Source organism: Bradyrhizobium sp. NDS-1, from assembly GCF_032918005.1.
In the GTDB taxonomy this organism is placed as follows: domain Bacteria; phylum Pseudomonadota; class Alphaproteobacteria; order Rhizobiales; family Xanthobacteraceae; genus Bradyrhizobium; species Bradyrhizobium tunisiense.
The window spans coordinates 850,572-871,571 of the sequence record NZ_CP136628.1; the positions used below are offsets into that span (position 1 = coordinate 850,572).

The window sequence follows — 21,000 nt, forward strand, 5'->3', positions numbered from 1 at the left end:
ACATGTCAACGACAGACCTTCCAAGAGAGGGCTGCGGCATCGCCGCAGCCCTTTTCGCTTGGAACGGGTGCAGACGGGAAGCGGTTTCCTGATGCCGCAAAACACTTTAAGGTGGCCCAAAGCCTCTGGCTGGTAACAAGTAATTTTGTAAAATCAAAGGCTTACAGATCGCGCAAAAGCCCGGTCGGCCTTTGGAGGGCAGTTTGACTCGCTATATCTCGACCCGGGGCGAAGCCCCCGAACTCGGCTTCTGCGACGTGATGCTGACCGGGCTCGCCAGGGATGGCGGCCTGTATGTGCCGACCACCTGGCCGCAACTCTCCACCGAGACGATCGCCGGCTTTTTCGGCCGTCCCTATTGGGAGGTCGCGGTCGATGTGATTCGTCCCTTCGCGGGCGGGGAGATCAGCGACGCCGAGCTCGGCCGCATGGCAAACGAGGCCTATGCGACCTTCCGTCATCCGGCGGTGGTGCCGTTGCGCCAGATGTCGCCGCATCAGTTCGTGCTGGAGCTGTTCCACGGTCCGACGCTCGCCTTCAAGGACGTGGCGATGCAGCTGATTTCGCGGCTGATGGACCACGTGCTCGCCAAGCGCGGCCAACGCACCACCATCGTGGTTGCCACCTCCGGCGATACCGGCGGCGCGGCGGTCGAAGCCTTCGCCGGCCTCGAGAATGTGGATCTCATCGTGCTGTTTCCGCACGGCCGCATCTCCGAAGTGCAGCGGCGGATGATGACCTCGACGGGCGCGGCCAATGTCCATGCGCTCGCGGTTGAAGGCAATTTCGACGACTGCCAGGCGCTCGTGAAGGGAATGTTCAACAACCATCGCTTCCGCGATGCGACCTCGCTGTCCGGCGTCAATTCCATCAACTGGGCGCGCATCGTCGCCCAGGTGGTCTACTATTTCACTTCGGCCGTTGCCGTCGGCGCGCCGGCGCGCGCGGTGGATTTCGTCGTGCCGACCGGCAATTTCGGCGACATCTTTGCCGGCTATGTCGCCAAGCGCATGGGCTTGCCGGTGCGTACCCTTCGCATCGCCGCCAACGTCAACGACATCCTGGCCCGCACGTTGAAGACGGGGATCTACGAGGTGCGCGAGGTGCATGCGACGGCATCGCCGTCGATGGACATCCAGATCTCGTCGAATTTCGAGCGGCTGCTGTTCGAGGCCGGCCGGCGCGATGCGACGGGCGTACGCCGTCTGATGGATTCGCTGAAGCAGTCAGGACGTTTCGTGCTGCCCGATGCGACGCTGGCCGCAATCCGCGAGGAGTTCGACGCCGGGCGCGCCGATGAGACCGAGACCGCGGCCGCGATCCGCGCCGGCTGGCGCGAGGCGGGCGAACTGGTCGATCCCCATACGGCGGTGGCTCTTGCGGTCGCCGACCGCGACACCACCGACACGAGGGTGCCGAGCATCGTGCTCTCCACCGCCCATCCGGCCAAATTCCCCGACGCTGTCGAGGCGGCCTGCGGCCAGCGGCCGCAATTGCCCGCCTGGCTCGACGGATTGATGACCAAATCCGAACACATGAAGGTGATGAAGAACGATCAGGCCGAGATCGAGCGGTTCGTGCTGTCGGTCAGCCGCGCCGCAAAGCAAGGAGTTGCCGGATGAGCGTCGAGATTTCCAAGCTTGCCTCCGGCCTCACCGTCGTCACCGACAAGATGCCCCATCTCGAGACTGCGGCGCTCGGCGTCTGGGCCGGCGTCGGCGGACGCGACGAGAAGCCGAACGAGCACGGCATTTCGCATCTGCTCGAGCACATGGCGTTCAAGGGCACGACCAAGCGCTCCTCGCGCGAGATCGTCGAGGAGATCGAAGCGGTCGGCGGCGACCTCAATGCCGGCACCTCGACCGAGACCACATCCTATTATGCGCGGGTGCTCAAGGCCGACGTGCCGCTCGCGCTCGACGTGCTCGCCGACATCCTCGCCAACCCCGCCTTCGAGGCCGACGAGCTGGAGCGCGAGAAGAACGTCATCGTGCAGGAGATCGGGGCCGCGCAGGATACGCCCGACGACGTCGTGTTCGAGCATCTCAACGAGCTCTGCTATCCCGACCAGCCGATGGGCCGCTCGCTGCTCGGCACGGCCAAGACGCTGCGCGCCTTCAACCGCGACATGCTGCGCGGCTACCTCTCGACGCATTATCGCGGCCCCGACATGGTCGTGGCGGCGGCCGGCGCGGTCGATCACAGCCAGGTGGTCGCCGAGGCCGAGAAGCGCTTTGCCAGTTTCGAGGGGACGCCGGGCCCGAAGCCGCAAACCGCCCAGTTCGGCAAGGGCGGTGCCAAGGTGGTGCATCGCGAGCTGGAGCAGGCGCATCTGACGCTGGCGCTGGAAGGCGTGCCGCAGAGCGACTTGTCGCTGTTCTCTCTTCAGGTCTTCACCAACATCCTCGGCGGCGGAATGTCGTCGCGTCTGTTCCAGGAGGTGCGCGAGAAGCGCGGCCTCTGCTACTCCATCTATTCGTTCCACGCGCCTTATACCGATACCGGCTTCTTCGGCCTCTACACCGGCACCGATCCGGCCGATGCGCCGGAGATGATGGAGGTCGTGGTCGACATCATGAATGATTCGGTGGAGACGCTGACCGAGGCCGAGATTGCGCGGGCCAAGGCACAGATGAAGGCTGGCCTGCTGATGGCGCTGGAGAGCTGCTCTTCCCGCGCCGAGCAGCTCGCCCGGCATGTGCTGGCCTATGGCCGGCCGCAGACGGTCGAGGAGCTGGTCGGCCGGATCGAGGCGGTCAGCGTCGAATCCACCCGGGACGCGGCGCGTGCGCTGTTGTCGCGGAGCCGGCCCGCCGTCGTCGCATTGGGCAGTGGCAGGGGTCTGGACACGGCGGTGTCTTTTGCGGAAGGATTGACCCGGGCGCGGGCCAAGGCGCGGCTGCATTAGGAGCCGCGCGCGGGGCCCGATCTGCCCAGGGGAGCATCACCATGGCCCTCTTTCGCCTGCCATCCAGTGGACCCGCCGCCCTCGCGCCGCGCGGCAACGGGCTGTTATTGCGCGCGCCGCAGATGTCGGATTTCCTGCAATGGGCACATCTGCGTGAGTCCAGCCGCGACTACCTGACGCCCTGGGAGCCGATCTGGCCATCGGACGATCTCACCCGCTCCGGCTTCCGCCGCCGTCTGCGCCGCTATTCCGAAGACATCGCCGCGGACCGTTCATACCCCTTTCTGATCTTCCGCGAGCTCGACGGGGCCATGGTCGGGGGAATCACGCTGGCCAACGTACGGCGGGGTATCGTGCAGGCCGGCACCATCGGCTATTGGGTCGGGCAACCCCATGCCCATCGCGGCTACATGACGGCTGCGCTGCGGGTCCTCCTGCCGACGCTGTTCGGCGAGCTCAACCTGCACCGCGTCGAGGCAGCCTGCATCCCGACCAATGCGCCGTCGATCCGGGTGCTGGAGAAGTGCGGCTTCTCCCGTGAGGGGTTGGCGCGCCGCTATCTCTGCATCAACGGGATCTGGCAGGATCATTTGCTGTTCGGTCTCTTGCACGAGGATTTCCGCGGCTGAGCCCGTTCATTCATGTGACCAAAGTCTCTTTGGTCCCGCCTCGTTTGCGGCCTTGGGTTCGCCGATTTTGACGATATAACGCGCAGGCCTGCCGGCGATCGGCCGGGGATTTTGTCATGGAGTACGGGCTTTGATGGGGAAGCAGCTTCGGTCATCGCGGAATACGCTGCGGCGGATTCCGGCGATCGCGCTGGCATTGTCGGTGTCGTTCGCGGCGGTTTCGCCGGCTGCGGCGCAGTCATTCACCGATCGCTTCAAGAGCCTGTTCGGCGGCAAGTCGGACGAACCGGCCGAGCCCAAGCCGGCGCCTGCGCCGGGCCAGCCGGCCGACGACGATATCGATTGCCCGCAGGTGACCGTGCGCGCGGGGGCTTCGACCTACGCGGTTGGGGCCACCGGCAAGCCGGCCGTTGGCAATGAAATCCGCTTCCAGGCCTCGATCACCAAGATGGCACGCGAATGTGCGCGCGGCGGCGCCGGCATCACGGCGCGGATCGGCATACAGGGCCGCGTCATCGCCGGTCCTGCCGGTGCGCCGGCCTCCGTCGAGGTGCCCCTGCGCATCGCCGTCGTGCAGGGCGGCGTCGGCGAGAAGGTGATTGCCTCGAAGGCCTACCGGACCACGGTCGATATGACCGCGGGCGGCAGCGTGCCCTTCACCTTCGTCGCGGAGGATATGTCCTATCCGGTGCCGCCAGCCTCGGTCGCCGAAAACTACATTTTCTATGTCGGCTTCGACCCGCAGGCGCTCTCGCCCGAGCCGAAGGGGCGGAAGAAGAAGTAGGGCTCGAAATTGAGCCGTCATGGCCGGGCTTGTCCCGGCCTTCGACGTTCTTTGCTTGTGGCGACCAAGACATGGGTGCCCGGGACAAGCCCGGCCATGACGACGAGGAAGCATCTCGACAAACAAAAAAGCCGGCGCTCATCGCGCCGGCTTTTTGACTGGTGAGGCCAAAACACTCAGTTCAGCTTCTGCCTGACTTCGGTGATGCCCTTGGCGAGCAGGTCGTCGGCGACCGAGCCTTTGACCGACTGCGACAGGATCGTCGAGGCGGCCTGAACGGCGGCTTCCGCGGCCGCGGCGCGGACATCAGCCAGCGCCTGGGCCTCGGCGAGCGCGATCTTGCTCTCCGCGGTCTTGGTTCGGCGGGCGACGAAGTCTTCCATCTTCGCTTTGGCGTCGGCTGCGATGCGCTCGGCTTCGGCCTTGGCATTGGCGATGATATCAGCCGCCTCGCGCTCGGCCGTCGCGCTGCGCGCCTTGTAGTCGGCGAGCACCTTGGCCGCCTCCTGCTTGAGGCGCGCGGCGTCGTCGAGCTCGGCCTTGATGCGATCGGCGCGGTGATCGAGCGCGGTCATCGCCGACTTGAAGACCCCGAAATAGCCGAACACGACCATCAGGATCACGAAGGCGATGGCGACCCAGGTTTCAGGATCGTAGAACATCTCGACTAGCCCTTCATGGATGCGTCAACGGCAGCACCGACAGAAGCCGCATCCGGAACGACGCCGGTGAGCTGCTGCACGATCTGGCCTGCCGCATCGGCCGCGATGCCGCGGACGTTGCTCATGGCGGTTGCGCGGGTCGAGGCGATGGTCTTCTCCGCCCCGGCGAGCTTGGCCGCCAATTGCTCTTCCAGCGTCTTGCGCTCGGCGTCTGCCTGCGCATTCGCCTTGTCGCGGGATTCATTGCCGATCGCCTGTGCCCGCGTGCGCGCCGAAGCGAGCTCGCTCTCATAGGCCTTCAGCGCCGCCTCGGACTGGTCCTTCAGCTTCTGCACTTCGGCGAGGTCACCCTCGATCTTGTTCTGACGTGCTTCGATCGCACCGCCGACCTTCGGCAGGGCGAGCTTGGACACGATCACGTAAAGCAGGACGAAGAAGATCGCGAGCGACACCAGCTGTGAAGCGTAGTTGCTGCTCTCGAACGGCGGAAACCCGCCACCGTGGTGACCACCGTCAGCCCCGGTGTGGGCGCCTGCCGCCGGACCTTTTGCGCCGCCATGACTTTCAGCCACGGAGTTCTCCTGTTGCTGTCACACGCGCCGTCCCATCGGGATGGAACGGCGCGAAAAACGTCGTCCTCAGAGCGGAACGAACAGCAGCAGCAGCGCGATCAGCAGCGAGAAAATGCCGAGCGCTTCGGTCACCGCGAAGCCGAAGATCAGGTTGCCGAACTGGCCCTGAGCGGCCGAGGGGTTGCGAACGGCTGCGGCGAGGTAGTTGCCGAAGATCACGCCGACGCCGACGCCCGCGCCGCCCATGCCGATGCATGCGATGCCCGCGCCGATAAGTTTTGCTGCTGCCGGATCCATTTTAGACTCCTTGGAAGAAAGATTGGGTTGTGGGTGGAAATTCCCCGGACCGCTCAGTGTCCCGGATGAATCGCGTCGTTGAGGTAGATGCAGGTCAGGATCGCAAACACATAGGCTTGCAGGAACGCGACCAGAATCTCGAGCGCGTACAGCGCGACCGTGAGGGCCAGCGGCAGCACGCCGCCGACCCAGCCGAGGGCGCCGAGCGAGAAGCCGAGCATGGCGACGAAGCCCGCGAACACCTTCAGAGCGATGTGGCCGGCCAGCATGTTGGCGAACAGACGGACGCTGTGGGAGACCGGCCGCAGGAAGAACGACAGGATCTCGATGAACATCACCAGCGGCAGGATGTAGCCGGGGACGCCGTGGGGCACGAAGATCGAGAAGAACTTCAGGCCGTTCTTGGCAACGCCGTAGATCAAGACCGTGAAGAACACCAAGAGCGCGAGCGCTGCGGTCACGATCAGGTGGCTCGACACCGTGAAGGTGTAGGGGATGATGCCGACCAGGTTCGAGACGCAGATGAACATGAACAGCGAGAAGATCAGCGGGAAGAACTTCATGCCTTCCGCGCCGGCCGTCGAACGGATGGTCGAGGCGACGAATTCGTAGGAGATCTCGGCGACCGACTGCAGGCGCCCGGGAACCAGCTGCGAGCCGCTGGCAAGCATCAGGATCGAGATGATCGCGATCGTCACCAGCATGTAGAGCGACGAATTGGTGAAGGCGATCGTGTGATTGCCGATATGGCCCAGGGTGAAGAGAGGCTCGATGTTGAACTGGTGGATCGGGTCGATTTTCATCAGCGCGGCATCTCTTGGTCTGCCGGGCAATGCCGGCGGGTCTCGGTCTGCCGGCCGGGCCGGCCCGTACCGGCGAAGCCGGCACGATCATTCCTCTCCTGGTGGAACGGCTTACGAACCACCGCGCCTGTTTTGACCTGCGCCCGCCGTTCTCACCACATTCACCACGCCGGCGACGAAGCCCAGCAACAGGAACACGATGAACCCGAAAGGCGACGTCGACAGCAAGCGGTCGAACCCCCAGCCAATCCCCGCTCCGACAACGACGCCGGCGATCAACTCCGAGGATAACCGGAAACCAAGCGCCATCGCCGAGGCTCTGGCCGCTCCGTCTCCACCGTCACCTGCGGGTTGCTCGGTCTTGATCCGGCGGTCGCGAAACTCGGACAACCTCTGATCAAGACTTCCGAGCCGTTCGGAAAGCGCAGCTTCCTCGGACGATTTATCGCGATCTCCATTCCCGCCGTGTCCCGTGCCCTGTGTCATGCAACGAAGACCCGAAACGCCGCGGCTGAATGGAAATTACGCCCGCCACCCTCAAAAGCCGCGCGGACCATACTGATGGCCCATAATCAAGTCAAGCCAAGTCACGATTGCGTCGCTTTCGCTTATGTGACTGATTTATTTGATGATATTGGCCTGCACGGCAGCGCTGCACACAGCGTGACGCCGCACCGCAGCAGCTCGTCTCATGATCGGCGAATGCGGTCGCCCTTTCGCCGCGCCGCCGGGATCAAAGACACCGCGGCGATCGTTGATCTCAAGGCGCGTTTTGGGGCGGCGGATCGTCTCGGCGGGGTGTAGAATTTGTCGGATTGCCACCTGCACGTCGTGGCGGAGAGCGCGATGAGACCCGTGACGTCATCCACAACATCCTGGCTTGCGGTGGCGGCCTTCGCCGCCGCGATGGCTATCGGCGGCGACCTCGAGGCCGCGCAAGCCGCGCCCGACGGCGAAAACGGCCGCTACAGCATGACCCCGATCCCCGAAGGCGTGCTGCGGCTCGACACGCGCACCGGCACGGTATCGACCTGCACGAAGAACGGTGCCGGCTGGGCCTGCTACGCGGTGCCCGATGAGCGGACCGCGCTCGACGCCGAGATCGGCAGGCTCCAGGCCGAGGTCGAAAGGCTGAAGGAGCAGCTCGCGGCGGGGCCGACGGTGTCGGGCAAGATCGGCGAGGCACTGCCGAAATCCGACCCGCTGAAGAAATCCGAGCCCAGGAACGCCGAGCCCAAGAATGCCGAGCCCCGGGGCGCCGAGGGCGAGCGCAAGATCGAGATCCCGTTGCCGAGCGATCAGGACGTCGATCGCGTGATGTCGTTTCTGGAAAAGGCCTGGCGACGGCTGATCGACATGGCCAACCGCGTTCAGAAGGACGTCGCGGGGAGGATTTGATGAGCCGCCCTCGAGTGGGCAAAGCGAAGCGGGCCCACCACCTTTGATAATCGGGAAAGATCGTGGCCACGGCACACACGCGCCTTTGCCCACCCGACGGCAGCTTCCCGACTTGAGAGACCTTTCATCATGACATCAGCCAAATCCGTCACGCGCTCGGCAGCATTGCAAGCCACCACAATCGCTTCGTCATTGCTGAGCGTGCAGACGTCGGGCCGCGGCTTCACGGATCTCACCGGCGAAGCCGCAAAATTCGTCGCCGAGGCTCACGCGCGCGACGGCGCGTTGACGCTGTTCATCCGCCATACCTCGGCCTCGCTGACGATTCAGGAGAACGCCGATCCTTCCGTGCTCGTCGACCTCACTACGGCGTTGTCCCGGCTCGCGCCGGAGAACGCTGGATGGACGCATGACAGCGAAGGCCCGGATGACATGCCCGGGCACATCAAGACAATGCTGACGCACACATCGCTTCAGGTCCCGGTCCTGAACGGCAAGCTCGCGCTGGGCACCTGGCAGGCGATCTATCTGATCGAGCATCGTGCTCGTCCGCACCGGCGTGAAATCGTGTTGCAATTCATAGGCGGCAATCAATAGAGCGTTTTCGAGCGAAGCGGGTGCCGGTTCACATAGAGAAAACGCGTCAGAACAAAGCTCCCACAAAACAAAACCGGCCGCGGAGACCGCGGCCGGTTCGTATCGATTGAGGTAGGCTGCCGTCGATCAGGTCGCCTTGATGTCGACGTCCTTGGTTTCGGGCAGGAACAGCGTGCCGATCACCACGGTAATCGAGGCGAAGATGATCGGGTACCAGAGGCCCGCATAGATATCGCCGGTCGAGGCCACGATGGCGAAGGCGGTTGCGGGGAGGAGGCCACCGAACCAGCCGTTACCAATGTGGTAGGGCAGCGACATCGAGGTGTAGCGGATGCGGGTTGGGAACAATTCGACCAGCATCGCAGCGATCGGGCCGTACACCATGGTGACGAACAGCACCAGGACGAACAGCAGTCCGATGATTGCCGCCGGCTGGGCACGGAAGATGTCGAACGGATGCGACATTTTCACGATGCCGGTGTCGCCTGGCTTCGGATAGCCCGCCGCCTGCACCGCCGCGAGGACGGCCGGGTTGCTGTCCTTCGCGTTGGTGTAGGGCACTTCCTTGCCGTTGACCGTCACCTTCACGCCGGAGCCGGCCGGGCCCGGTGTCGTCGAGTATTTGACCGACGACTGGGACAGGTAGGCACGTGCGGTGTCGCAAGGCGCGGTGAAGACGCGGGTGCCGACCGGGTTGAACAGGTCGCCGCAGCCCGCGGGATCGGCCACCACCTCGACCTTGACCTGCTCGATGGCCTTTTCCAGCGCCGGGTTGGCGTTGCTGGTGATCATCTTGAAGATCGGGAAGAAGGTCAGTGCCGCGATCAGGCAGCCGCCGAGGATGATCGGCTTGCGGCCGATCTTGTCGGAGAGCATGCCGAACACGATGAAGAAGCCGGTGCCGAGCAGCAGCGACCAGGCGATCAGGAGGTTGGCGGTGTAGCCGTCGACCTTCAGGATCGATTGCAGGAAGAACAGCGCGTAGAACTGGCCGGTGTACCAGACCACGCCCTGGCCCATCACGCCGCCGAGCAGGGCGAGCAGCACGAGCTTGCCGTTCTGCCAGTTGCCGAAGGCTTCCGTCAGCGGCGCCTTCGAACCCTTCCCCTCGTCCTTCATCTTCTGGAAGATCGGCGATTCATTGAGGCGGAGCCGGATCCAGACCGAGATGCCGAGCAGCAGCACCGAGACCAGGAACGGAATGCGCCAGCCCCACGCCGCGAAGTCGGCTTCGCCGAGCGCGGAACGGGTAAACAGGATCACCAGCAGCGACAGGAACAGGCCGAGCGTCGCCGTGGTCTGGATGAATGAGGTGTAGTAACCGCGCTTGCCGTTCGGCGCGTGCTCCGCGACGTAGGTCGCCGCACCGCCATATTCGCCGCCGAGCGCGAGGCCCTGGGCGAGGCGCAGCACGATCAAGATGATCGGAGCCGCGATGCCGATGGTGGCTGCGTTGGGCAGCAGGCCGACGATGAAGGTCGACAGGCCCATGATCAGGATGGTGACGAGGAAGGTGTATTTGCGGCCGACGATGTCGCCGACGCGGCCGAACACGATCGCGCCGAACGGACGGACCAGGAAGCCGGCTGCGAACGCCAGCAGCGCGAAGATGTCGCGGGTTGCCGGCGGATAGGCCGAGAAGAACTGGGCGCCGATGATGCCGGCGAGCGAACCGTAGAGGTAGAAATCGTACCACTCGAAGACGGTACCGAGCGAGGAGGCGAGAATGACGAACCGTTCGTCCTTCGTCATCCCTCCCGCGCTTGTTTGAGATACGGCCATTGTCGACATGTTGAGTCGCTCCCCGAAAATGTTTCCTCGCGGCCCAGACGTCCGGACATGCCGGATCAACCCAGGTCTTGCCCGCAAGGTAACATCGGCGTGAAAGCAGCCCCAATACGACTTTCGGCCTTGCGCACTGGCGTGGAGCTGGCGCCGGTATCAGGCGCTGGCCTGCGGTCGCGGCGGCTTTTGGATTAACCCCTTTGCAGCAAAGGGATAATGTGCACTTGCATGCCACGGCCGCTCGGGGAAGAATTGACGCACCCGGGAATCTGTCCGCCGGCCCGCGAACGACAGCAAGAGAACGATGAACGCTCCCTCGACCCATCTCGTCATCGCCGATGACCATCCGCTTTTCCGGGACGCACTGCGACAGGCGGTGGCCGGGGTCCTGACCTCGGCCAGAATCGACGAGGCCGGATCGTTCGAGGATCTGACCAAGCTGCTGGAACAGGCCTCGGACGTCGACTTGATCCTGCTCGACCTCTCGATGCCCGGGATCTCGGGCTTTTCCGGCCTGATCTATCTGCGCGCGCAATATCCGGCGATTCCGGTGGTGATCGTTTCGGCTTCCGACGACAGCGCCACGATCCGCCGCTCGCTCGATTTCGGCGCCTCCGGCTTCATTCCGAAGCGGTTCGGCGTCGAGACCTTGCGCGACGCCATCCTCAAGGTGATGGAAGGCGACGTCTGGATTCCCGCCGACACCGATTTGTCGGCTGCGGCCGATCCGGACATGACGCGCCTGCGCGACCGCCTGGTGACGCTGACGCCGCAGCAGGTCCGGGTCCTGATGATGCTGTCGGAGGGGCTCCTCAACAAGCAGATCGCCTACGAGCTCGGGGTCTCCGAGGCCACCATCAAGGCACATGTCTCGGCGATCCTGCAAAAGCTCGGCGTCGAGAGCCGCACCCAGGCGGTGATCGCGGCCGCCAAGATCGCCGGGGGCCAGTGGAAGCAGGGCACCCCGACGGGGTGAGCTTCTACTAAAGCGTCTTCAGGAGCGCATCGGCGGCCCTGACGTCCGCCGTCTCGGAACCTGCAGCGAAACCTCCGAGCGCCGATTGGAGCAATAGTCTTGCATCCTTGCGGCCGCTCCGTCCGGCAAGAAACTGCGCAAGATCGATCGCCGTGCGAAGCTCCCACGCCTTCGCTCCCTTGTCGCGGCTGAGCTCCAGCGACTGCAGGAGAGCGGCCTCCGCGCCCCCTCTGTTGGGCTCGGGAAGAGACAGCAGCGCCTGGCCCTTCATGCGCAGCAGCTCGGGCATGTAGAGGTGATCGCCGCCTTGCTCGACAAGGCGGATCGCATCCTCGATCAGTTCTGCGCTCTGCTCGATCTGCCCGAGCGCCAGCAAGCCCTGAACCAGCGCGATGTTGAACGTGGTGGTGAGCAGCTCGTAGCCGGCATCGTGGAGCTCGCGCAGGCAAGCCCTGATCGTCTCGACGCCAGCCGCGGCGTCGCCGCGCCGGATTGCCAGCTCGCCTTTGACACCCCGGCCGACGGCGAGATAAGGCCCCATCGAGCGCGCATTGGCATGCGCGATGAAACGGTCGATGTTCTCCTCCGCATTGTCGAGGTCTCCGCTCCAGAGGTCGATCGAGACCGCCCAGATCAACGCGATGCAGAGCGTGATCGGGTGATCCATCTGCGCGGCCTCGGTGACCGTCTGCCGCGCCAGTTGCAGCGCATCTGCGGGCCGGCCCTGCAACCAGAGTTCGCGGGCCAGCGTGATGCCGGCCCGGTTGCGATGATCGAAGCCATGCACGGTGCTGATTCGTTCCGTGCCGGGTCCCTGCCAGGCGACCTCCAGCATCTTCAGCGCGTCGCGATGATCGCCGGCCAGATGCAGCGAGACGCCGAGGAGGGAATGGGCGAGGGCGATCGAGGCGGGGTCGCCCAGCGACCTCGCGACGCTGAGGCTCCGCTGCGCGTAGCCGAGTGCGGCGTCGAACTCCCCCATCCGCTCGTGAAAGATGTGCATCCGGCCGAGCAGCTGGAGCTGGTTGATGTCGTCGCTGCGCGCCTCGGCGATCGCAAGGCTCCTGCTCAGGGCGCTACGCGCCGCCTCGCTGCCGCCGCGGGTGAACATCAAGGTCAGTCCGAGGGCGGCCTGGATGTGCATCTCCTCGGCGCTGCCGCGCGAGGCGGGAGCGATTGCCAGTAGCGCACGTTCCGACCAGCGCCGGCATTCGATCAACAGTGACATCGCCAGGAAAATCGGCGCCGCGGCGGCGGTGAGCGCAATACCGATGTCGAGGTCGCCGTCCGCGCCGAAGCACCAGTCGAGCGCGGCGCGCACATTGTGAAGCGCGGAGAAGTGAGCCGCCCGTTCGTCGGCGCTCGGCACCGCGGCCCATGCCATGCCGGCCTGCTCCAGCCATCGCCGGTAGTAAGTCGCGTGGCGGACGGCGAGAGCCGCGTCGCCGGGTTCGACCTCGAGCAGATAGGCGCGCGTCGTGTCGAGCAGACGGTAGCGCATCATGGCGCCGATCGGCCGCGGCGCGACCATCGATTTGGCCACGAGGCTGTCGACGGCGTCGAACAGGCGGGCGTGGTCGACGCGCTCGTCCGGAACGACCTGGAGCGCTGCATCGATGGTGAAATGCCCGGCGAAGACCGCGAGCCTGCGCAGCACGAGGCGTTCGAGATCCGACAGCAGGCCGTAGCTCCAGTCGAGCGTGGCCTGCAATGTCTTCTGCCGGGGTGGCGCCGTTCGCTGGCCTTGCCAGAGCAGATTGAGGCGCTCGTCGAGCAATGCGGCCGTCTGCTCCAGGCCGTAGGCTTCGACCCGGCCGGCGGCGAGCTCGATCGCCAGCGCCATGCCGTCGAGCTTGCGGCAGATCCCCGCGATGATGGTCGCATTGGCGTCATCGAGCGTGATCTGCGCGCCGCCGGCTGTGGCACGTTCGAGGAACAGTTGAAGCGCGGGATAGGTCCGGGCTGCGGCGAGCGTCAGCGACGTGCCGTCGTCGGGCGGAACGGCGAGCGGAGCCAATCGATAGACCTGCTCGCCCTCGACGCGCAGGGCCTCGCGGCTGGTCGCGAGGATATGGACATGCGGCGCCGCTTGGAAGATGTCTGCCGCCAGCGGTGCAGCGGTCGCGATCACATGCTCGCAATTGTCGAGGATCAGCAGCATCCGCTTGTCGCGGAGATGCGCGAGCAGAGCAGGCAGGGGGTCGTCGGCCTCTGCCGGCAGGCCGAGCATCAGCAGGATCGATGTGATTACGAGATCGGGATCGCTGAGCGCGGCAAGGTCCACGAAGTGCGCGGCATCGGAGAATGTTTCGAGTAGCTCGTGCGCGATCGCCACGGCGACCGCGGTTTTGCCGACGCCGCCGGGGCCGGCAATCGTGACGAAGCGCGAGGCGATGAGCTTGTCGGAGACGGCGGCGATCGCATCGTCGCGCCCGACCATCCGCTGCAACCGGTTCGGCAATTTCACTGGCGGCAATTCCAGCCGCGGGGCGGGGCGCTGTGCCGCCGCAACGTCCGTTCGTGAAATCGGCGCCACGAAGCAATAGCCGCGGCCGGGGAGCGTTGTGATGTAGCGGGCGCCATCCTTGCCGTCGCCGAGCGCCTTGCGAAGCGCTGCGACGTGAAAGCGCAGATTGGCCTCCTCGACGGTGACGCCGGGCCACACCAGCGCCATCAGGTCCCATTTGCTGACGGCCTCGTTCGGCCGCGACATCAGGGCAATCAGCGTGTCGAAGGCTTTCGCGCCGAGCGGCAACGCGACGCCGTCGCGCATCACGAGCCTTTCATGCGGCGTCACGGAGAATGGCCCGAACGACAATGTTCCCGTCGCGGTGCCGGCCGGCTCAGTCATGGCGAAATCTTGGTCCTTTCGACAGGACCGGATAGCCAGATGATCGCGATCCCGCAAGGCGCCTCCCTGCATCGGCATCAGACCGCGGATGCAGGCCTTGTGAGGCGCGTAAGGTCAGGCCTCACAACTTCTCACAAGTCCAAACGGGTGTGCTGCCGCGGCCGCTGCTAGTCAATGGCGTGACGGCAAGGAGATCACTATGACGCAGGCGGCAAAGACGCTCTACACGGCCAAGACCCACACGAGCGGCGGGCGGCACGACGGCATGTCGCGCAGCTCTGACGGTCGGCTGGACGTCAAGCTGTCGCCGCCGGGCGCCACAGGCACCGGCACCAATCCCGAGCAATTGTTTGCGGCCGGCTGGTCGGCCTGCTTCGAGGGCGCGATGGAGATCGCGGCCCGCAAGCGCAGCATCGAGCTTCCCAGGAAATGTGCCGTCGATGCCGAGATCGATCTCGTGCTCGACGAGGGCGCTTATTCGCTGCGGGCACGCCTCAATGTCAGCCTGCCAGGGCTCGCCCCTGAGATCGCGCGCGGCATCATCGACGATGCGCACCGGACCTGTCCCTATTCCAAGGCCGTTCGCGGCAATATCGACGTCACGGTCGCACTGATCTGACGCGCCATCACCCACCATCAAAAGGTAGCACGACCATGAAACAGATCATCGACCAGCATCGTCGCCAGTTCTTCGGCGTCGCCGCCGGAACCGTCGCCGTCGGTCTCGGCGTGATCGACCTCGCGCGCGCCGAAACGGAGACCTCGCGTACCCAGGCATCGAATGCGTCCTTCGGCGCGATCAAGCAGATCGATGCCGGTGTTCTCAATGTCGGCTATGCCGAGGCAGGACCTTCGAACGGTCCCGTGGCGATCCTGCTGCACGGCTGGCCTTACGACATTCACGCCTTCGTCGACGTCGCGCCGATCCTGGCAAAAGCCGGTTATCGCGTGATCATCCCGCATTTGCGCGGCTACGGCTCGACGCACTTCCTCGCCAGTGAGACCCCGCGCAACGGCGAGCCGGCCGCGATGGCCGCCGACATCATCGCGCTGATGGACAAGCTCGACATCAAGAAGGCGGTCGTCGCCGGCTTCGACTGGGGCGCGCGCACGGCCGACATCATCGCCGCGCTATGGCCGGAGCGCTGCCGCGCGCTGGTGTCGGTCAGCGGCTATCTGATCTCGAGCCAGGCCGCGGGCAATGCGCCGCTGCCGCCGTCGGCCGAGCTGCAATGGTGGTATCAGTTCTACTTCGCGACCGAGCGCGGCCGGGCCGGATACGAGAAGTACACGCATGATTTCGCCAAGCTGATCTGGAGGCTCGCCTCGCCGCAGTGGAAATTCGACGACGCCACCTTCGCCCGCAGCGCGGCGGCTTTGGACAACAAGGATCATGTCGCGATCACGATCCACAACTACCGCTGGCGACTCGGCCTCGCCCAGGGGGAGGCGAAATACGAGCATCTCGAAAAGAAGCTCGCGGCGGCTCCCGTGATCGAGGTGCCGACGATCACGATGGAGGGCGATGCCAATGGCGCGCCGCACCCGGATCCCAGTGCCTATGCCAGGAAGTTTTCAGGCCGATACGAGTTTCGCCTGATCACCGGCGGCATCGGTCACAACCTGCCGCAGGAAGCGCCGCAAGCCTTTGCCAAGGCCGTCATCGACGCCGACGGCGCTTGAAGATCCGTCAAGACCTTGGTCCAGCCAGGCTGCACCGAGGTTCGCCCGTCGATCCCAGCTTGATGAAACATCATGACGCCCATCGAATCCAAAACGAAAAAGCACTCCTATGCCATGGCTCTCACCCTGGCCGCGCTCTTACTTGTCGTGCTCCTGACTTGCCTGCCGTATCTCGTCACGATCGCTCTTGCCGAGGGGCCGGCGCAAGGCAGCGGAGCCGACGCTTCGCCAATCTTCGGCGTCACCATTCCGCCCGGCTACAAGCAGTGGGAACTGATCGCGCCGGCCGAAGAGGCCGCGCCGCTCGACGAGCTTCGTGCCGTCATCGGCAACCAGACGGCCATCGACGCGTATCAAGCCGGCAAGCTTCCGTTCCCGGACGGTACCATTCTGGTCAAGCGCGCCTGGAAGCGGAAACAATCGCCGGAGTTCGCGTCCGCGACGATTCCCGGCGCCGCCACCACGGTTCAGGTGATGGTCAAGGATTCCAGGAAGTACGCCGCCACCGGCGGCTGGGGGTTTGGCCGCTTCGTCAACGGCAAGCCGGTCGACGAAGCCCAGCACCGCACCTGCTTTGCGTGCCATGAAGCGCGGGCCAAGAGTCGCGATTACGTCTTCACGCGGCTCGCGCCTTAAGGCCATCTGGAGATCGCCATGAAGACTTGGTTCGTGAGCGGCGCCTCGCGTGGACTTGGTCGTGCCATCGTGGAGGCCGCACTCGAGGCGGGAGATCGCGTGCTCGCCTCGGCCCGGGACCCAACGCCGCTCGAGCCCTTGCTCGGCCCCTTCGGCGAACGGCTCCAGCTTGCAACGCTGGACGTCACCGACGAGGCGGCGGCGCATGCGGCCATCGGCCTTGCCGTAGCGACGTTTGGCAACCTCGATGTGGTGGTGAATAATGCCGGTTACGGCGAGCTCGGATCGGTGGAGGACACCAGCCTTGATTCGTTCCGTCGGCAGATCGAGGCGAACCTGATTGGCACCATCATCGTCACCAAGGCGGCGATCCCCGTGCTGCGCCGGCAGCACCGCGGGCACATCGTGCAAGTGTCATCCGTCGGAGGCCGCATCGGCGCTCCGGCACGCGCGGCCTATTCGGCCGCGAAATGGGGGATCGAGGGCTTTTCGGAGTCGCTGGCACGCGAGATGGCGTTGATCGGCGTGCACGTGACGATCGTCGAACCCGGCGGCTTCCGCACCGGCTTTGCCCAGGCCGCGCATGCGGCGGGCGAAGGACACCCGGATTACGACGCGGTCGTCGGCGCTGCGGTTAGGATGCAGCGCGACTACGATGGCCGCCAGCCCGGCGACCCCGCCAAGGCCGCAGCCGTCGTGTTGAAGCTTGCGGACATGGATCGTCCGCCTCTGCGGATCGCACTCGGCAGCGACGCCGTCGACGCCATCGCCGTGACGGATCGGCTCCGTCTCGAAGAGCTGGAGAAGTGGCGCACGCTCAGTGTCTCGACCGATTATTGACCGACGCGTCCTACTCCGCCGCGACCAGCTGCTGCGTGCGCCACTGGCCGAGCAAGGCGCGGAGTGAGGCTGGTTTCACCGGCTTGTTGAGCACCGCGACCTTCTCGTCGCGCGCGGCGATTTGCACGGCGGGGCTGCGGTCGGCGGTGATCAGGATCGCGGGGATGGTGTCGCCGAAGCGACGGCGAATGTCGCGGATCGCGGCGATGCCATTGCCGCGGTCGAGATGATAGTCGACCAAGAGGCCGGTGACGCGTCTGCCGGCGGCCTCGATGGCGGCGATCGCGCCTTCCGGATCGGCGACCGCGATCACCTCGGCGTCCCAGGCCTTCAGCAGCGTGCGCATGCCGTCGAGGATCGCCGCGTCGTTCTCGATGCACACGATCAACGCGCCCGAGATCGGCGTGCGCGCCAGTGGCGTCGCACTGGTCACGGCGGCGGTATGGGTGATCGCCTTGGCCGTCGGCACCGTCACGGAGAACACCGAGCCGCCGCTCTTGTTGCCGTCGATGGCGATGCCGTGCTTGAGCACCCGCGCGAGGCGCTCGACGATGGAGAGGCCGAGCCCCAGCCCGCGCGCGATCCGCGCGCCCTGCTCCAGGCGATGGAATTCCTTGAAGATCTCGCCGCGCTTGACCGGCGGGATGCCGACGCCGGTGTCGTAGACGCAGATCTTGAGCGCGGCGCCTTGGCGGCGGCAGCCGACCAGCACGCGGCCACGAGGGGTGTATTTGATCGCGTTGGAGATCAGGTTCTGGAGCAGGCGCCGCAGCAGGAGGCGGTCCGACTCGACCGGCAGCGAGCAGGGCACGAAAGCGAGCTCCAGGCCCTTGGCGCGCGCGATCGGCGCGAACTCGATCTCCAGCGAGCGCATCAGGTCGGCCATCTTGAAGCTCGAGATCGAGGTCGTCATCGCTCCGGCGTCGAGGCGGGAGATGTCGAGTAGCGCACCGAGAATCTCTTCGATCGCCTGCAGGGATTCGTCGATGTTCTCGACCAGCCGGGTCTCCTCGCCGCTGTGTTGGCGCTCGACCAGGCTCGTGACATAGAGCCGCGCCGCGTTCAGCGGCTGGAGGATGTCGTGGCTGGCGGCGGCGAGGAAGCGCGTCTTGGAGATGCTGGCGTCTTCGGCCGCGCTCTTGGCCAGGGCCAGTTCGGAGTTCAGCCGCGTCAATTCCTCGGTGCGGTCGCGCACGCGCTTTTCCAGGGTCGCGTTGGCGCGCTCCAGCGCTTCGGCCGCCTCGAAGCTGGGCGTGACGTCGGTGAAGGTGATGACGAAACCGCCGCCGGGCATGCGGTTGGTGAGCACCTCGATCACCATGTGGCGGTCCGGCAGGCGCTCGAGATAGGGCTCGCTGTCGGTGGTGTAGGCGGCCAGGCGCCGCTCCAACATGGCTTCGCGCTCGACCGGATCGTCCGGACCGGCCACGCCGATGAACTCCAGGATCTCGCGCAGGGGCGAGCCGAATTGGAGGATGTGCAGGGGGACGTTGAGGAGATCGCCGAACTGCCGGTTCGAGCAGATCAGTTGCAGGTCGGCATCGAACACCGCGATGCCCTGGCGTACGTGGTTGAGTGCGGTCTGGAGGATCTCGCGGTTGAAATGCAGGGCCGCGTGCGAATCGTCGAGCAGCTTGAGTGCGGCCTTCGCCGACACCGTCCGTTTGCGCAGCAGCAGTGACATCACCAGCCGCGAGGAGGCCGCGCCGATCGAGGAGGCGATCAGGTGCTCGGCATGCTGCAACAGTTCGAAATCGGCGGGGGCCCCTGGCTCCAGCCGCAAATTGCGCTGCGCAGAGAACGCCTCGAAGGAATGCCGTGCGCGGTCGGGTCCGAGATATTGCGCGACGGTGGTCTGGATGTCCTGCACGGTGACGGTGGTGCGCCAGCGGCGGAAACCCGGAGAGATCGGCGCGAGCGTGTCGGGCACGAACAGGTCGGCCTGCAACAGCTCGATCGACGACGGCCTTCGCGCCAGCGACAGCAGCACATAGGTCAGGATGTTAAGCGACAGCGACCAGATGACGCCGTGCATCAGCGGCGGCAAATCGGCGCCGAACAGCGCCTGCGGCCGCAGCGCCTCGATTCCGAACGGTCCATGCTGGAGCAGCAGGATTCCGGTGCTCGAGGTGTCCATGAAGCTCGGAATGAACAGCGTATAGAGCCACACCACGAAGCCGACCAGCATCCCGCCGATCGCGCCGCGCGCGGTCGCGCGCCGCCACAGCAGCCCGCCGAAGAAGCTCGGCGCGAGCTGGGCGATGGCAGCAAAGGAGAGCAGGCCGATCGCCGCGAGCTGGGTACTGCCGAGCGCGCGGTAGTAGAAATAGGCCATCACCATGATGGCGAAGATGGCGAGCCGCCGCGAGCGCAGCAGGAAGTCGCTGAAATCGGCGCCGCCGGCGCGCCCCTCAGGCCGTCGCTGCAGCACCAGGGGCACCACGAGGTCGTTCGAGACCATGATCGAGAGCGCGACGCATTCGACGATCACCATCGCGGTTGCCGCCGACAGGCCGCCGACGAAAATGGCGACGCTGAGCAGGTCCGCACCGCCCTCCATCGGCAACGCCAGCACATACATATCCGGGTCGGCCGTGCCGAACGGGAAGCTGACGAGGCCGGCGAGCGCGATCGGGATCACGAACAGATTGATGGCGATGAGGTAGAGCGGGAACAGCCAGCGTGCGCGGCCGACTTCGGCATCGGAGGAGTTCTCGACCACGCTGACGTGGAACTGGCGCGGCAGCAACATGATCGCGCATAGCGACAGCAGCGTCATGGTGAGGAAGTTGCCGATCGACGGCGAATAGTTGATGGCGCGCACCGCCTCCGGCGTCTTCATCGCGCGCTCGATCAGTTCCTGCGGCGAGAACATCCAGAAGGTGACGAAGATGCCGGCGGCGAGGAAGGCGACCAGCTTGATGATGGATTCGGTCGCGACCGCCAGCATCAATCCGTGCTGGTGCTCGGTGGCGTCGGTCTGCCGCGTGCCGAACAGCACCGCGAAGGCCGCCATCGTCAGCGTCACCATCAGCGCCATGTCGCCGAGAATCGGGATGTGGGAGAAGGCCTGATCCTCGCTCAGGATCGTCGCGAGCGAGGAGGCGACCGCCTTGAGCTGGAGCGCGATGTAGGGCACCGAGCCGATGATCGCGATCAGCGCCACCGTCGCCGCCACCGCCTGGCTCTTGCCGTAGCGGGCTCCGATGAAATCGGCGATCGAGGTGATGTTGTGGGCTTTCGCGAGCTGGATCACGCGGCGCAGGACGCCCGCGCCGAGCCCGATCATCAGGATCGGGCCGAGATAGATCGCGAGGAAGTCGGTCGAGGTGCGGGTGGCGAAGCCGACCGAGCCGAAGAAGGTCCAGGAGGTGCAGTAGATCGCCAGCGACAGCGGATAGATCAGCCCGGAGGCACGACCGCGCCCGGCCGGCGAGCGGCGATCGCCATGGCTCGCCACCAGGAACAGGAAGCCGATATAGCCGAAGGCGGCGGCGATCACGCCCCAATCGTGCAGCATGGGTCGGGGGCTCTCTCCCTGGGCGCTGGCGGCGCCCGAGCTTATTTTCCCTGCGAACC

20 protein-coding genes are annotated in these 21,000 nt (G+C 65.4%); 12 read left to right on the plus strand and 8 right to left on the minus strand.

Features of this window, described 5'->3' with window-relative positions:
• Positions 1–203: 203 nt before the first annotated feature.
• The 4 genes from thrC to RX330_RS03940 all read left to right on the plus strand — a co-directional run bounded on the left by thrC (position 204) and on the right by RX330_RS03940 (position 4,321).
• Positions 204–1,622, plus strand: a complete 1,419-nt coding sequence (gene thrC / locus RX330_RS03925; protein ID WP_317242139.1) for a threonine synthase — start codon at positions 204–206, stop codon at positions 1,620–1,622.
• A complete protein-coding gene (locus RX330_RS03930; RefSeq protein ID WP_317242140.1) occupies positions 1,619–2,908 on the plus strand; it encodes a M16 family metallopeptidase in 1,290 nt (429 codons plus the stop codon). The genes thrC and RX330_RS03930 overlap by 4 nt, the downstream gene beginning before the upstream one ends.
• A gap of 41 nt (positions 2,909–2,949) precedes the next feature.
• Positions 2,950–3,537: a GNAT family N-acetyltransferase gene (locus RX330_RS03935; RefSeq protein WP_212079711.1), complete on the plus strand. Its 588-nt coding sequence runs from the start codon at positions 2,950–2,952 to the stop codon at positions 3,535–3,537.
• 133 nt (positions 3,538–3,670) lie between these two features.
• Positions 3,671–4,321: a hypothetical protein gene (locus RX330_RS03940; RefSeq protein WP_212079712.1), complete on the plus strand. Its 651-nt coding sequence runs from the start codon at positions 3,671–3,673 to the stop codon at positions 4,319–4,321.
• Positions 4,322–4,497: 176 nt separating this feature from the next.
• Here RX330_RS03940 and RX330_RS03945 read toward each other — a convergent pair whose 3' ends face one another.
• The 5 genes from RX330_RS03945 to RX330_RS03965 form a co-directional block, all read right to left on the minus strand.
• Positions 4,498–4,983 carry an ATP F0F1 synthase subunit B gene (locus RX330_RS03945; RefSeq protein WP_212079713.1) on the minus strand — a complete coding sequence of 162 codons (486 nt, stop codon included), beginning with the start codon at positions 4,981–4,983 and terminating at the stop codon, positions 4,498–4,500.
• A 5-nt stretch (positions 4,984–4,988) separates the two neighbouring features.
• Positions 4,989–5,555: a F0F1 ATP synthase subunit B' gene (locus RX330_RS03950; RefSeq protein WP_317242141.1), complete on the minus strand. Its 567-nt coding sequence runs from the start codon at positions 5,553–5,555 to the stop codon at positions 4,989–4,991.
• Positions 5,556–5,621: 66 nt separating this feature from the next.
• Positions 5,622–5,852: a F0F1 ATP synthase subunit C gene (locus tag RX330_RS03955; RefSeq protein WP_007599451.1), complete on the minus strand. Its 231-nt coding sequence runs from the start codon at positions 5,850–5,852 to the stop codon at positions 5,622–5,624.
• Between the two features lie 53 nt (positions 5,853–5,905).
• Positions 5,906–6,655 (minus strand): F0F1 ATP synthase subunit A, encoded by a 750-nt coding sequence (locus tag RX330_RS03960; protein ID WP_212079715.1) that lies wholly within the window; start codon positions 6,653–6,655, stop codon positions 5,906–5,908.
• A 111-nt stretch (positions 6,656–6,766) separates the two neighbouring features.
• Positions 6,767–7,141 carry an AtpZ/AtpI family protein gene (locus RX330_RS03965; RefSeq protein WP_212079716.1) on the minus strand — a complete coding sequence of 125 codons (375 nt, stop codon included), beginning with the start codon at positions 7,139–7,141 and terminating at the stop codon, positions 6,767–6,769.
• A 75-nt stretch (positions 7,142–7,216) separates the two neighbouring features.
• On the opposite strand from RX330_RS03965, the gene RX330_RS03970 reads away from it, so the two are divergent.
• The 3 genes from RX330_RS03970 to RX330_RS03980 all read left to right on the plus strand — a co-directional run bounded on the left by RX330_RS03970 (position 7,217) and on the right by RX330_RS03980 (position 8,650).
• Entirely contained in the window at positions 7,217–7,459 is a 243-nt protein-coding gene (locus RX330_RS03970) for a hypothetical protein (protein WP_317242142.1), read from the plus strand.
• Between the two features lie 42 nt (positions 7,460–7,501).
• Positions 7,502–8,053 carry a hypothetical protein gene (locus tag RX330_RS03975; RefSeq protein ID WP_317242143.1) on the plus strand — a complete coding sequence of 184 codons (552 nt, stop codon included), beginning with the start codon at positions 7,502–7,504 and terminating at the stop codon, positions 8,051–8,053.
• A gap of 129 nt (positions 8,054–8,182) precedes the next feature.
• Entirely contained in the window at positions 8,183–8,650 is a 468-nt protein-coding gene (locus RX330_RS03980) for a secondary thiamine-phosphate synthase enzyme YjbQ (protein ID WP_317242144.1), read from the plus strand.
• A 126-nt stretch (positions 8,651–8,776) separates the two neighbouring features.
• On the opposite strand, the gene RX330_RS03985 is transcribed toward RX330_RS03980, so the two are convergent.
• Entirely contained in the window at positions 8,777–10,402 is a 1,626-nt protein-coding gene (locus RX330_RS03985) for an MFS transporter (RefSeq protein ID WP_212079720.1), read from the minus strand.
• 337 nt (positions 10,403–10,739) lie between these two features.
• On the opposite strand from RX330_RS03985, the gene RX330_RS03990 reads away from it, so the two are divergent.
• Positions 10,740–11,411: a response regulator gene (locus RX330_RS03990; RefSeq protein WP_212079721.1), complete on the plus strand. Its 672-nt coding sequence runs from the start codon at positions 10,740–10,742 to the stop codon at positions 11,409–11,411.
• A 7-nt stretch (positions 11,412–11,418) separates the two neighbouring features.
• Here RX330_RS03990 and RX330_RS03995 read toward each other — a convergent pair whose 3' ends face one another.
• Positions 11,419–14,262 (minus strand): ATP-binding protein, encoded by a 2,844-nt coding sequence (locus RX330_RS03995; RefSeq protein ID WP_317242145.1) that lies wholly within the window; start codon positions 14,260–14,262, stop codon positions 11,419–11,421.
• Positions 14,263–14,461: 199 nt separating this feature from the next.
• On the opposite strand from RX330_RS03995, the gene RX330_RS04000 reads away from it, so the two are divergent.
• The 4 genes from RX330_RS04000 to RX330_RS04015 all read left to right on the plus strand — a co-directional run bounded on the left by RX330_RS04000 (position 14,462) and on the right by RX330_RS04015 (position 17,421).
• Complete coding sequence (locus RX330_RS04000) at positions 14,462–14,881, plus strand: organic hydroperoxide resistance protein (RefSeq protein WP_317242146.1); 420 nt, start codon at positions 14,462–14,464, stop codon at positions 14,879–14,881.
• Positions 14,882–14,916: 35 nt separating this feature from the next.
• Positions 14,917–15,945: an alpha/beta fold hydrolase gene (locus RX330_RS04005; RefSeq protein WP_212079724.1), complete on the plus strand. Its 1,029-nt coding sequence runs from the start codon at positions 14,917–14,919 to the stop codon at positions 15,943–15,945.
• A gap of 72 nt (positions 15,946–16,017) precedes the next feature.
• A complete protein-coding gene (locus RX330_RS04010) occupies positions 16,018–16,581 on the plus strand; it encodes a cytochrome P460 family protein (RefSeq protein WP_317242147.1) in 564 nt (187 codons plus the stop codon).
• Positions 16,582–16,599: 18 nt separating this feature from the next.
• Complete coding sequence (locus RX330_RS04015) at positions 16,600–17,421, plus strand: SDR family NAD(P)-dependent oxidoreductase (protein ID WP_317242148.1); 822 nt, start codon at positions 16,600–16,602, stop codon at positions 17,419–17,421.
• A gap of 10 nt (positions 17,422–17,431) precedes the next feature.
• On the opposite strand, the gene RX330_RS04020 is transcribed toward RX330_RS04015, so the two are convergent.
• Positions 17,432–20,941 (minus strand): hybrid sensor histidine kinase/response regulator, encoded by a 3,510-nt coding sequence (locus RX330_RS04020; RefSeq protein ID WP_317242149.1) that lies wholly within the window; start codon positions 20,939–20,941, stop codon positions 17,432–17,434.
• Positions 20,942–21,000 lie beyond the last annotated feature (59 nt).